Source organism: Vandammella animalimorsus, assembly GCF_002285285.1.
In the GTDB taxonomy this organism is placed as follows: Bacteria; Pseudomonadota; Gammaproteobacteria; order Burkholderiales; family Burkholderiaceae_C; genus Lampropedia; species Lampropedia animalimorsus.
The window spans coordinates 197,357-210,174 of record NZ_NSJF01000003.1; the positions used below are offsets into that span (position 1 = coordinate 197,357).

The 12,818-nt window shown below is 66.5% G+C and carries 11 protein-coding genes; 1 reads left to right on the forward strand and 10 read right to left on the reverse strand.

Going from position 1 to position 12,818, the window contains the following annotated elements:
- Nucleotides 1–160 precede the first annotated feature (160 nt).
- A complete protein-coding gene (locus tag CK620_RS07380; RefSeq protein WP_095549756.1) occupies nt 161–1,042 on the forward strand; it encodes a tetratricopeptide repeat protein in 882 nt (293 codons plus the stop codon).
- Between the two features lie 150 nt (nt 1,043–1,192).
- Here CK620_RS07380 and wsfD read toward each other — a convergent pair whose 3' ends face one another.
- From wsfD to serC, 10 genes are all read right to left on the reverse strand, one after another.
- The gene (gene wsfD, locus CK620_RS07385) at nt 1,193–2,710 is read right to left on the reverse strand and encodes a glycan biosynthesis hexose transferase WsfD (RefSeq protein WP_095549757.1); all 1,518 of its coding nucleotides are present in this window, start codon (nt 2,708–2,710) and stop codon (nt 1,193–1,195) included.
- A 44-nt stretch (nt 2,711–2,754) separates the two neighbouring features.
- A complete protein-coding gene (locus CK620_RS07390) occupies nt 2,755–3,351 on the reverse strand; it encodes a hypothetical protein (protein ID WP_095549758.1) in 597 nt (198 codons plus the stop codon).
- 101 nt (nt 3,352–3,452) lie between these two features.
- Nucleotides 3,453–4,700 carry a tetratricopeptide repeat protein gene (locus CK620_RS07395; RefSeq protein WP_095549759.1) on the reverse strand — a complete coding sequence of 416 codons (1,248 nt, stop codon included), beginning with the start codon at nt 4,698–4,700 and terminating at the stop codon, nt 3,453–3,455.
- Nucleotides 4,701–4,702: 2 nt separating this feature from the next.
- Nucleotides 4,703–5,053 carry a lipopolysaccharide assembly protein LapA domain-containing protein gene (locus CK620_RS07400; RefSeq protein WP_095549760.1) on the reverse strand — a complete coding sequence of 117 codons (351 nt, stop codon included), beginning with the start codon at nt 5,051–5,053 and terminating at the stop codon, nt 4,703–4,705.
- 97 nt (nt 5,054–5,150) lie between these two features.
- A complete protein-coding gene (locus CK620_RS07405; RefSeq protein WP_095549918.1) occupies nt 5,151–5,459 on the reverse strand; it encodes an integration host factor subunit beta in 309 nt (102 codons plus the stop codon).
- 160 nt (nt 5,460–5,619) lie between these two features.
- A complete protein-coding gene (gene rpsA / locus CK620_RS07410) occupies nt 5,620–7,308 on the reverse strand; it encodes a 30S ribosomal protein S1 (protein WP_095541473.1) in 1,689 nt (562 codons plus the stop codon).
- Nucleotides 7,309–7,452: 144 nt separating this feature from the next.
- A complete protein-coding gene (locus CK620_RS07415) occupies nt 7,453–9,519 on the reverse strand; it encodes a bifunctional 3-phosphoshikimate 1-carboxyvinyltransferase/cytidylate kinase (protein ID WP_095549761.1) in 2,067 nt (688 codons plus the stop codon).
- Between the two features lie 76 nt (nt 9,520–9,595).
- The gene (locus CK620_RS07420) at nt 9,596–10,465 is read right to left on the reverse strand and encodes a prephenate dehydrogenase (RefSeq protein WP_095549762.1); all 870 of its coding nucleotides are present in this window, start codon (nt 10,463–10,465) and stop codon (nt 9,596–9,598) included.
- Nucleotides 10,466–10,509: 44 nt separating this feature from the next.
- Entirely contained in the window at nt 10,510–11,607 is a 1,098-nt protein-coding gene (gene pheA, locus CK620_RS07425; protein WP_095549919.1) for a prephenate dehydratase, read from the reverse strand.
- A gap of 78 nt (nt 11,608–11,685) precedes the next feature.
- The gene (gene serC / locus CK620_RS07430; RefSeq protein ID WP_095549763.1) at nt 11,686–12,804 is read right to left on the reverse strand and encodes a 3-phosphoserine/phosphohydroxythreonine transaminase; all 1,119 of its coding nucleotides are present in this window, start codon (nt 12,802–12,804) and stop codon (nt 11,686–11,688) included.
- Nucleotides 12,805–12,818 lie beyond the last annotated feature (14 nt).

Genomic DNA, 12,818 nt, shown 5'->3' on the forward strand with positions numbered 1-12,818 from the left:
CTTCTGGCTGGCGCCACGTCATCTTCCATGGGCCCCAATTGGCATTTGGTAACGAGTCCAGCGCAGCGCAGCCCGCGGGAGTGCGCCACATTCGATTAGTATTGCCGCAGCGCATGGGCATCCGCCATGCATCGTCCGTCCAAGAAAAGGCCCTTGACCCATGTGGGATCGCATCAAGCAGCTCTGGAGCAAAGCCCCTCGTCCGCCGCAAACCCTTCAGCTGCCAGAGCAAGAGCAGCGCGCCTTGCTCGCGCAGGCACAGCAGGCCCTCGATCAAGGCCAGTACGCCCAGGCCGAGCGCCAGGCCCATGAGCTGGCAGGCTCCAGCATTGCCGAGCTGTCTGAACAAGGCATACGCCTACTTGGGCTGGTGTACTTCCATCAGCAGCAGTATCTGCAGGCCTGGCCAATCTTCCAAAAACTGGCCCAGCGCACCGGCAGCGTCAAAGACTGGTTCAATGTCGCCACCTCGGCCACGCTGGCCGGCGAGATCGCTCAGGGCGCCAGCGCCTTCGAAAGCGCTCTCAAGGCCCATGACGGCAGCGACGAAAGCCCCGCCCTGAGCGCCGCCAGCATGCACCTGTACTACGCCTGCGCGCTGCGCGACCGCAGCGAGCACGCCAAGGCATTCGAGCACGTGCAGGTGCTGCGCGCCCTGTACGAAAAACTGCCGCAGACCGATGCCCGCACGCTGGAGCTGCGCAACTTCCCGCGGCTCGATGCCGTGCTGGACATGATGGCCGATGTATTGGCCCACTCCGGCGACATCCCCGAGGCCGAAGCCTGGCTGCGCAGTTTCGGCCAGCAGCTCAAAGGCAGCAGCATCCATAAGGACATCGCCCAGGCCATCGAACGTCTACACCGCAAAGCCCCGCCTGCACCGCCCCCGCAAGAGACAGCGGCTGCCGCCGCCACGCCCGGTGCGGCCCCGGCATCAGCGCCAGAGCCAGCTTCTGCCGCCCATGCACCCCTGGCCGAGGACAGCACCGCACAACAAAGCCTGCCCCTGGAACGCCAGGACAAAGAGCCTAGGCTGGACTGAGCGCCGCCGCTGGCGCCCGAGCCACTACAGCGGCGAGAGCGCGCCGGGGCCGTTCAGAGCCTGCCCGCCAAAAACCCCGGAAGATGCGGGAATCCAGCCGGACAGGCGCTGCGCGGGCAGACACACGAATCAACAGACAGCGCTTCGGCCCTAGGCAGGGCCTGCTGCCTGACCCAGGCGCCGCCGCGCCAAGGCTTGCACAGCCAGCCACAGCAACCCGGTCAACCCAGTGTACAGCCCGACCAGAAAGCCGACGGCATGGCGCGGCACTTCGACGTAGCCATCGCCAAACACCGAGGAAAACAGGCTGTAGAACATCACCATGCCGCCCAGGCCCAGCAGCATGTATGCGGCCCGCACGCTGCCATTGCCGCTGCCGCGCAGCACGGCCAGGCCCAGGCACAGCGGGCTGGCCAACGCCGCCAGCCAGAACAGCGCCTGCCAGGCCCAAGGGGCCTGCTGCAGACCCAACCAGGCCGCCAAGGCCGTGGACAGCGAGCTGCCGCGCGCCACCTGGCGGCGCAGCGCAGCGCTGCTGCCATCTGGCGAAGCCGCCTCGAAAGCGATGATGCCTGGATGGGCATGGAAGGGGCTGAGATTGGCCAGGCCTATGCGCATCGGGGTGAAGAAGGTGGCCGGTTGCTGCACGAACAGCGCCAGCAGGCGCTTTCTGGAGAACTGCTTCAAGGCCGGGCAAGGGTGGTTTTCGATCATGCCCGGCGCGTACCAGTTCAGGCCCTTGCCGGCCATGCAGCTGGGCGGCAGCTGCAGCGTCTGCAGCGCGGCCTGCGGGTCAGGCGCTGCGGGCAGCACGGCCTCCAGCACGGTGTTGGTGCTGTTGACCCAGGGGATCACGGCGTGAATTCCTTTGGGCTTGTTCATCTGCCCGTAGGCCAGCGGGATCAGCAGCGCCAGTGCCAGCATCAGCGCGCCGGGCCGCCAGATGCGCCAGCGCGCCAGGCACAGCGCGGCCAGCGCACACAGCACTGCCGCCAGCGGCATGTACTGGTGCTTGCTCAAGCCCAGCCACAGCAAGATGAGCACCCACAACAGCCAGTAGCCGCTGCCGCGCTGGCTGGCCCTGCCCTGCTGCTGCGCCAGATCGGCCAGCAGCAGCAGCGCCAGGCACAGGCCGGCGATGGTCGAGACCTCGTGGTAGAGGGTGTTGAAGTACAGCAGGTGCACCCAGTCGCCCAGCACCAGCGCCAGCAGGAAGGCCGCGGCCAGGCGCAGCGGCGCGCTGCCCAGCGCCCCCAGCACGGCGGCGGCCATGGCGGCCACAGCAGCGATCTTGATCAGCCCGATGACGCGGATATCGAACACCGCGCCTTTCTCGAACACCCAGGTCGTCGCCTTGGAGAACAGGTTGTCGCTGGAGCGCGTGCAGTTGGACTTGGCTTTTTCGCCATCGAAATGCAATTGGGTGTGCACGTGGCCGATATCACCCTGCACGCGCTGGCCTTGCGCATCAATGAGCCAGACACCGTGGCAGGAGGATTGGCGCACGAAATCCCAGTTGTCGGCGTAACCGAGCACGGGCGCGCCCAGCACCGCCCAGCACATCTTGGCCAGCGTCAGGGCCAGCAGCAGCGCGGCCAGCCAGCCGGCGATGCGCGTATGGCGCTGCGTTGCGGGACGCTGCGCCGCGCCCGCCTGGGTTTTCAGCATGTCCGTCCTCTCTTGTGTCGTGCCGTGCATGACGCTCAATCGTTTCAACGGCGTGCGCTGCCGCCAGGCGTCTTGGCCTGGCGCTCGAAGCTGAAGGGTGCCGAGATGGCGCAGGACTGCAGCAGCGGCATTTGCACTCGGCCCTGGCCACGCATCTGCGTGGGGCTGAGCACATGCAACTCATAGTGCACGTCCAGCGGCAAGGCCAGGCCCTGCACTTGCACGCCCTGTGCCGTGGCCACAAAGTGGTTGGGGCCAGGCTGCTGCCAGCGCACGGCCTGGTGCTGCACCAGCTGCGCGGGGTGGAAGGGTTTGCCAAAGCGCACTTGCTCGCCGCGCTGCTGCGGCAGCAACTGGCGCAGAGTTTCTGCCAGGCCGGGCATGCAGGTGGCACTGGACTGAGTCGCGCCCATGTCCCAGCGCCAATAGCCATCGCGCGGCTGGATGCGCTTGGGCTGGGCAGCGGGCTTGGCCGTCGCATTTTTCACGCCCTGCGCAACGCCAGCCGCTGGCCAGGCCAGCAAGGCCAAGGCCAGCCAGGCCGCGCAGATCGCCCAGAGGGCAGGCAGGCTGCGACGCATGGGCCGGCAGTGGGCTGGGTTGGCAGGCTGGGCTGCAGCCTGACGGAGCAAATTCTTCATGGCAATGTCTTGGGGGATGGGAGGGACAAAAGAAAACCCATGGCAAAGGCCTGCGGGCAGGTCTGGGGCCTGGGCCTGGAGCTGGCGCTGCGCCGGTGTTGCTATAGCTCCTCCACCCGCCGGGGCGGGAAGCTCTCCCAGCTCTGGCAGCCGGGGCACTGCCAGAAGTAATGCTGGGTCTCGAAGCCGCATTGCGTGCAGCGGTAGTGCAGGCGTGGTTGCAAGGCCTTGTACAGCGAGGCCTGTACGGCGGCGGCGCTGTCGCCACCCTCTTGCGCGGCAATGCCTTGCAGGCTATCGAACTGGGCCTGCATCCAGCGCGCTGCCGCCACCAGCGAGGGCCGGCGGCGCACGTGCTCCACATACCACTGCGTGGCCTGCGGCCAACCCAGGCGCTGTTCGATGGCCACCAGCGTCAGCAGCACGTCCAGGCTGGGCTCGCGCTGGTACTGCGCACGCAGCAGTGTGTGCAGCTGCTGCAGCGCGGGCTGCTGCGCATCGACACGGGGCAGCAGCTCACGCACGCAGGAGGCCACCAGCGGCATGGCCTCGGGCTGCTGCCGGGCCAGCTCCAGCCCAGCTTGCAAGGCCTGCAGATGCTGGCCCTGCTGTTGCAGCAGCTGGATGTGCTCCATGGCCGGGCGCACATGCTGCTGCGCGCCACCGGCTGCGGCCAGTGCACTGGCCTGCGCCTGGGCCTGCTGCAGCAACGCCTGGGCCTGCGGGTAATCGCGCGCACGGGCGGCCTGCTGGGCCTGTTCGCACCAGTAGTGCACCTGGCGGCCGAGCATTCTGGGTTGCCGGCCAGCGGCATCGGCGCCAGGCGCGCTATTGGCCTGCGCATCAATGCGTTCGAGCAGCGCCAGGGCCTGCGGCCAATCGCGCAGGCGTTCATAAACGTACAGCAGCGCCGTCTGGGCCTGGGGCTCCAGCTCGGTGCCAATCAATGGTTGCAGGGCCTGCTCAGCGAAATCGAACAGGCCGATCTTGAGGTAGTCCTGCGCCAGCCCCCATTGGGCGCGCGCGCGATCAGCGGCGCTGAGGTCGGCGCGGGCCAGCAGGTGCTCGTGTACGCGCACAGCGCGGTGGTATTCGCCACGGCGGCGAAACAAACTGCCCAGGGCAAAGTGCAGCTCAATCGTCTCGGGGTCGGATTGCACCGCCTCGACGAAGACGTCAATCGCCTTGTCCTGCTGCTCGTTGAGCAAATAGGTCAGGCCTTGAAAATAGGTACGCGGCGAGCTGCGCTGCAGCACGCGCATTTGACGCCAATCCAGGCGCGAGGCCAGCCAACCCAGCATGAAGGCCAGCGGCAGGCCCAGCAACAGCCAGCTCCATTCGAAATCCATGCTTACTCCTGTGCGCCCTGTCCGCCTGCCGCGCGGCGAGCCCCGGCCTGATGCACGCCTGCGCCCGGCGGCATGGTGGGAGGGTACATGCTGGGTTGGTAGGCGCTGCTTTGAAACATGCTGGGCATGGCCGCCGAGGCTGCATGCTGGCGCCAACGGCGCCAGCGCCCGATCGCCGTGGCCAGGCCCAGTGCCAGGCCCAGTGCAAACGCCACCAGCATGGCCAACACCAGCGGTCCTTGCCATTGCAGGCCGAAAAAGCCATGCACGGTCACGCGATGCTGGTTGTTCAACGAAAAGGCGAACAATAAAAAGAAAAAGGCTGCCCGAAGCAGCCACACGAGGTATTTCATGGGAATGGGCAATGGGTCTCAACAGCGGCGGCAAGCACAGGATGCAAGCAACGCCAGCCATCATACCCACTGCTGCACAACGGCTGCCGGGCCAGTGTCACTGTGGCTTGGTGGCCTGTTGCTTGGCGGCCTGATCCACTGCCTCGCGCAAAGCCTTGCCGGGTTTGAAGTGCAGCACGCGCTTCTCGGGCACTTGCACGGCCGCGCCATTGCGCGGATTGCGCGCAGTGCGCGGTGCGCGGCGGTTGACGGTGAAGCTGCCAAAGCCGCGGATTTCAATGCGATGGCCCTGCTCCAGAGCATCGCCCATGGCCTCCAGCAGCACCTTGACCGCGTATTCGGCATCGGTCTGGCTCAGCTGGCTGAAGTGGGCAGTGAGTTCTTCGACGAGATCGGATCGGGTCATGGCTCGCAGCGTCCAGTACGACATTCCATGCGGCCTGGGCGGCATCCGCCTGCAATGTGAGCGGGCCGGGCCATACAGGCCCGGCCCTGCTGACTGACTACCAGCGGATGGCCGTGCGCACAGCCCTCAATCATGGGGGCGTGTGCTGGCCGTCACGGCATCACTTCTCTTCGACAGCGCCGCCGAGCTTGGCCTTGAGCAGCGCGCCCAGGCTGGTCGTGCCGGCATTGCCAACCGATTGCTGCGCCAGGTGGTCCAGAGCCTCTTGCTGATCAGCGGCGTCCTTGGCCTTGATGGACAGCTGGATGCTGCGGTTCTTGCGGTCGATGTTGGTGATGACGGCGGTGACTTCGTCGCCTTCCTTGAGCACGTTGCGGGCATCCTCGACGCGGTCAGCGGAAATGTCCGAGGCGCGCAGGTAGCCGGTCACGTCCTCGCCCAGTTCGATCTCGGCGCCCTTGGCGTCCACGCTCTTGACCTTGCCGGTGACGGCCTGGCCACGGTCATTGACGGACACGAAGGTCGTGAACGGATCGGCGTCAAGCTGCTTGATGCCCAGGCTGATGCGCTCGCGGTCCACGTCCACGGCCAGCACGATGGCCTCGACTTCCTGACCCTTCTTGTAGTTGCGCACGGCCGATTCGCCCGGCTCGTTCCAGGAGAGGTCCGACAGGTGCACCAGGCCATCGATGCCCGAGGCCAGGCCGACGAACACGCCGAAGTCGGTGATGGACTTGATCGGGCCCTTGACGCGATCGCCACGGTTGGTGTTCTGGGCGAAGTCTTTCCAGGGGTTGACCTTGGTCTGCTTCATGCCCAGGGAGATGCGGCGCTTGTCCTCGTCGATGTCCAGCACCATGACTTCGACTTCCTCGCCCAGCGAGACGACCTTGGAAGGCGCAACGTTCTTGTTGGTCCAGTCCATTTCGGAGACGTGCACCAAGCCCTCGATGCCGGGTTCGAGCTCGACGAAAGCACCGTACTCGGCAATGTTGGTGACCTTGCCGAACAGGCGGGTATTGGCCGGATAGCGGCGCGAGACGCCGATCCACGGATCTTCGCCCATTTGCTTCAGGCCCAGGGAGACGCGGCTCTTCTCGGCGTCGAACTTGAGCACCTTGGCCGTGATTTCCTGACCGGCCTGCACCACCTCGGAGGGGTGACGCACGCGGCGCCATGCCATGTCGGTGATGTGCAGCAGGCCATCGATGCCACCCAGATCGACGAAGGCGCCGTATTCGGTGATGTTCTTGACCACGCCATCGACGATGGCGCCTTCCTTGAGGGTGGCCAGCAGCTTTTCGCGCTCTTCGCCCATGGAGGCTTCGACCACGGCGCGGTGGCTCAGCACCACGTTGTTGCGCTTGCGGTCGAGCTTGATGACCTTGAACTCCATGGTCTTGTTTTCGTACGGAGTCAAGTCCTTGACCGGACGGGTATCGACCAGCGAACCGGGCAGGAAGGCGCGGATGCCGTTGACCAGCACGGTCAGGCCGCCCTTGACGCGACCAGAGGTGGTGCCGGTGACGAATTCGCCCGATTCCAGCGCCTTTTCCAGCGCCAGCCAAGAGGCCAGGCGCTTGGCGGTATCGCGCGAGAGGATGGTGTCGCCGTAGCCGTTTTCGATGGAGCCGATGGCCACGGAGACGAAGTCCCCGACCTGGACTTCGACCTCGCCTTGGTCGTTCTTGAACTCTTCCAGCGGAATGAAGGATTCGGACTTCAGGCCAGCGTTCACGACCACGAAGTTGTGCTCGATGCGCACGACCTCGGCGGTGATGACCTCACCGGGGCGCATTTCAGTGCGCTGCAGAGACTCTTCGAATAAGGCGGCAAAAGATTCAGACATGTGTTTCCTTGGCCAGGCTGCCCGCTTCCGCCAGCACCATTGCTGGGCGTTTCTACCGTGGCAGCCGGCAGTGTGGGCCGAAGCCCTGGGGGATGATGAAAAAAACCAGCCAAAAGCTGGCTGGGCGAACTTCGCAGCCGGGTTTTAGGCGCTGGCCGCAAACGGCTGCCGCTGCTCCCACCACTGCAGCACCTGCTCGGTGGCGGCGGTGATGCTGAGCTCGGAGTTATCCAGCATCAGCGCGTCGGCAGCAGCAGCCAGCGGGGCGACCGGGCGCGTGGCATCGCGCCGGTCGCGCTCCTCAAGCTCGGCGCGAAGGTCGGCAAGTGTAGCCGTAAAGCCTTTGGAAATCAATTGCTTATAGCGGCGTTCAGCGCGTTTTTCGGCGCTGGCCGTCAAAAACACTTTCAGCTGCGCCTGCGGGAACACCACCGTGCCCATATCGCGCCCGTCGGCCACCAGACCGGGCGCCCGCGCGGCCTGGTGCTGCCAGTCCAGCAGGGCCTGGCGCACTTCGGGCAGGGCCGAGATCAGCGAGGCGTCGCGGCTGGCCGCATCGCTGCGGGTGGCATCGCTCACATCCTGGCCGTCCAGCCAGATGCGCTCACCCTCGAACACCAGCGCCATGCCGCGCGCCAGCGCTGCCAGGGCCTGAGCATGGGCGGGCTCGATCGTCAGCCCGGCGTGGCGCGCGGCCAGCCCGGCTGCGCGGTACAGCGCGCCCGAGTCCAGCACGGCATAGCCCAGGCGCTGCGCCACCTGCGCCGCCAGCGTGCCCTTGCCCGAGGCGCTGGGCCCGTCGATGCAGATCACGGGCACGGCTCCGGGATGGGCCTGCACCACGCTGAACAAAGTCTCGAAATATTCGGGGAAGGTCTTGCCCACGCAGCGCGGATCCTGGATGCGCACCGGCAAGCGCGCCGGGTTGAAAGCCGCCAGCGAGAAGCACATGGCCATGCGGTGGTCGTCGTAGGTGGCAATGGTGGCGGCGCGCCACTGCCCGGCATCGGCCGGGGGCGTGATGGCGATCCAGTCCGCGCCACTGTCCACTCGCGCGCCCAGCTTGGTCAGCTCGGCGGCCATGGCGGCGATGCGGTCGGTCTCTTTGACGCGCCAGCTGCCGATGTTGCGAATGCGCGTCGTGCCTTGCGCGTACAAGGCCATCACCGCCAGCGTCATGGCCGCGTCGGGGATGTGATTGGCGTCAATGTCAATGGCCTGCAGCGGCCACCGACCGCGTTGCACCTTCAGCCAATTGGGGCCAGCCTGCACCTGCACGCCCATCTGGCGTGCGGCTTCGACAAAGCGGATGTCGCCCTGGATCGAGTCCTCCCCCACGCCCTGGATGGTCAGGCTCTGGCCCTGGGCTGGGTCGCAGGCGATGCCGCCCAGCGCGATGAAGTAGCTGGCCGAAGAGGCGTCGGCCTCCACATCCAAGCGGCCGGGTGACTGGTAGCGGCTGCCCGCCGCAATGGTGAAGCGCTGCCAGCCTTCATTGGCCACGACCACGCCAAAACGCTGCATGAGATTGAGCGTGATGGCGATGTAGGGCTGGGAGATCAGCTCGCCCACGACCTCGATGCAGCAATCGCGCTGCTGCGCCGCCAGCGGCAAGGCCATCAGCATGGCGGTGAGGAACTGGCTGGAGACATCGCCACGAATGCGAACGCACAGCGGCCCCTCGCCCTGCGCCCCGGCCTGGGCTGCGCCGATGCGCAGCGGCGGATAGCCCTCGCGCCCGATGTAGGCCACGTCAGCGCCGAGCTGGCGCAACGCATCGACCAGATCGCCAATGGGGCGCTCCTGCATGCGCGCCACGCCGGTGAGGGTGAATTGCTGGCCCGCACCGGCCAGCAACGCCAGCGCAGCGGTCAGCGGCCGCATGGCTGTGCCGGCGTTGCCCAGGTGCAGCTCGGCGCTTTGCGGCAGTGCGGCGCGGCGCAGCGCCGTGATGCGCAGCGCGCCGGGCGCACCTGGCAGCGCACCTGACGGCACATCTAAGCGCTCGATGCGGCAGCCCAGCGCCTGCAGCGCGCCGAGCATGGCTTCGGTGTCGTCCGAGTCCAGCAGGCCGTGCAGCTCGGTGCTCTGGCCCTCGCACAGCGCCGCCAGCAGCAGCGCGCGGTTGGAGATGCTCTTGGAGCCAGGCAACGCCACGCTGCCATGTGCCGCGCACAGCGGCGGGAGATCGAGAAACGGGATGGAGAACATGGGCAAGGGGGCGCAAGGGGCTGCGCCAGCAAAGCGATGAAGGGCCAGAGAGGTTGCCGCTCGACGGCGGCAAGGCTCAGTGCTGCTGCCACTGGCCGCGCGCGCTGCTGGCGCTGGCGATGAGCTTTTCCAGCGCCTGGGCATCCTGCGCGTGCAGCGCGCGCTGGAACTCCTGGATGCTCAACACCAACTCACGCAGCCGGCCAGCGACTTCGGTGCGGTTGGCCAGCAGCACGTCGCGCCAGAGCACCGGATCGCCAGCGGCAATGCGGCTGAAATCGCGAAAGCCAGGCCCGGCCAGGCGCAACAACTGCTCGCTGTCGCGCTGCGACAGCAGGCTGTTGACGTAGGCAAAGGCCACCAGATGCGGCAGGTGACTGACGGCGGCCAAGGCGCTGTCGTGCTCCAGCGCCGACATCACCTGTACCTGCGCGCCCAGCGCCGTCCACAGCGCCTGGGCCTCCTGCACCTTGTTCAGGTCGGTGGCCGGCGTGGGCGTGAGCACCACCTTGGCGCCTTGGTAGAGCGCGGCATCGGCATGCTCCACGCCCGAGCGTTCCTTACCGGCGATCGGGTGCGCGGGCACGAAGTACTGGGCGTTCCAGCCCAGCAGTTTTTCGGCGGCCTGCACCACGTCCTGCTTGGTTGAGCCCAAATCCATGGTCAGCGCATCGGCCTGCACGAATTGGCGGATGGTCTTGAACATCTCGGCCGTGGCCGCCACCGGCACGGCCAGCACGATCAGGTCAGAGCCGGCGCAGGCCTGCATGGCCGACAGCGCCTCGGTGTCGATGACGCCCATTTGCCGCGCGCGCGCCGTGGTCGAGGGTGACTTGCTGTAGCCGACCACATGCCGCACGAGCTGGGCCCGTTTGAGCGCCAGCGCCAGCGAGCCGCCCATCAGCCCGCAACCGATCAGGCCAAGTTGGTTGTATGTTTTTGCCATGAAATGAATGCCATCAATTGGCGCAGCGCAGAGACTGCGCGCAGTCAGTCCTTGACGGGATAAGCCCCCAGCAGCTTGAAGAAAGCGCTCAGGCCGCGCAGCTCCTGCAGCGCTTGAGCGACCTCGGGCTGGCCGGGGTGGCCGTCAATGTCGATGTAGAAGTAGTACTCCCACTGGCCGGTGCGCGCCGGGCGCGATTCAAAGCGCGTCATCGACACGCCGTGCTTTTTCAGCGGCGTGAGCAGGTCGTGCACTGCGCCGGGGCGGTTGGGCACGGCAATGACCAGGCTGGTGGAGTCGCTCCCGCTGGGCTCGGGCATGGGCATGGTCTGCGGCAGGCAGATGATGCCAAAGCGGGTGCGGTTGTAGGCATCGTCCTGAATGGCCGGGGCAACGATGTGCAGACCGTACTGCGTGGCCGCGCGCTCGCTGGCCAGGCCGGCCCAGGCTGGATTGGTGGCCGCCAGACGCGCGCCCTCGGCGTTGCTGGAGACGGGCCTGCGCTCGGCATGCGGCAAGTGCTTGGCCAGCCAGGCATGGCATTGTGCCAGCGCCTGCGGGTGAGCCAGCACGGCCTCGATGCCCTCGGCATCGCCGCGCAGGCGCAGCAGGTTGTGGCGCACCTGCAGGCTGACCTCACCGACCATGTGCACCGGCGATTGCAGCAGCAAGTCCAGCGAGCGCGTGACCACGCCTTCGTTGGAGTTCTCCAGACCGACCACGCCGTACTGCGCATTGCCAGAGAGGGTGGCATGGAACACTTCGTCGAAGCTGTTGCAGTAGACGATGTCGGCCGCGCCGCCAAAGTACTGCAGCGCCGCCTGCTCGCAAAATGTACCTTCGGGCCCGAGCACGGCCACGCGTTGGGGCGACTCCAGCGCCAGGCACGCCGACATGATCTCGCGCCAGATGGCGGAGACATGGCCATCCTTGAGCGGCCCGGCGTTGGCCGCCTGCATCTTCTCGATCACCTGGGCCACGCGGTCGGGGCGGAAAAAAGTGCTGCCCTCCTTCTTCTTCAGCTCGCCAACCTCCTGCGCCACCCGTGCGCGCTGGTTCAGCGTCTCAAGCAGTTGGCGATCCAGCGCATCGATGCGCTGGCGCAGCGCCAGCAGCTCGGGGGTAGCAACGGGTTCGGTCATGGTCTTGTTCATGCAAAGCAAGGGGGAAATCAATCGGGCCAGGCCCTCAAGGCCACGTGGGCCGCAAGGCGGCGCGCATCATGCAGCGCGCTGCTCGAACTCACGCAAATAAGCGATCAGCGCATCCACCCCAGCTTCGGGCATGGCGTTGTAAAGGCTGGCGCGCATGCCGCCCACGGAGCGGTGGCCCTTGAGTTGCAACAGCCCGCGCGCCTTGGCCCCGGCGAGGAAATCGGCATTGCGGCTTTCATCGGCCAAAAAGAACGGCGCGTTCATGCGCGAGCGCGCGGCAGGCTGCACGGGGCAGCGGTAAAAGCTGCTGGCGTCCAGAAAATCGTACAGCTTGCCGGCCTTGCGGATGTTGCGCGCCTCGATGGCGGCCAGGCCCGTCAAATCGCCTTCTTGCTGGCGCAGCACCCAGTCGAACACCAGCCCGGCAACGTAAATGCCCCAGGTGGGCGGGGTGTTGTACATGGAGTCGTTCTTGGCCACGGTGGCGTAATCGAAGGCGCTGGGGCAGATGGGCAGGGCGTGGCCGATCAAATCCTCGCGCACGATGACGATGGTCAGGCCCGAGGGGCCGAGGTTTTTCTGCGCCCCGGCAAAGGCCAGGCCGACGCGGCTCCAGTCGATGGGGCGCGAGGCGATGTGCGAGGAGCAGTCGATCACCAGCGGAATGTCCGCGCCCAGCGCCGCCAGATCGGGCAGCTCGTGGAACTCCACGCCGTGGATGGTTTCGTTGCTGCAAATGTGCAGATAGGCCGCATCGGGGCTGATCTGCCAGGTGGCAGGGTCGGGGATGGCGGTAAAGCCGCCCGCCTCGCCGCTGGCGGCGCAGCGGGCGGTGGCGTATTTGGCCGCTTCCTTGAGGGATTTCTGGCTCCAGCCGCCGGTGACGACCACATCCACCACGCCGCCGCGCGAGAGGTTCAGCGGCACGAAGGCGTTTTCGCCCAGGCCGCCGCCTTGCATGAACAGGATCTTGAAATGCTCGGGCACGGCCAGCAGCGTGCGCAGATCGCGCAAGGCTTTTTCATAGATGGCGATGAACTCGGGACCGCGGTGGCTCATCTCCATCACGCCCATGCCGCTGCCGTGCCAGTCGAGCATTTCGGCGGCGGCGGTTTGCAGGACTTCTTCAGGCAGCACGGCCGGGCCGGCGGAGAAGTTGTAGGGGCGCGAATTATTGGTGGGCATGGTCGGGGTTAAAA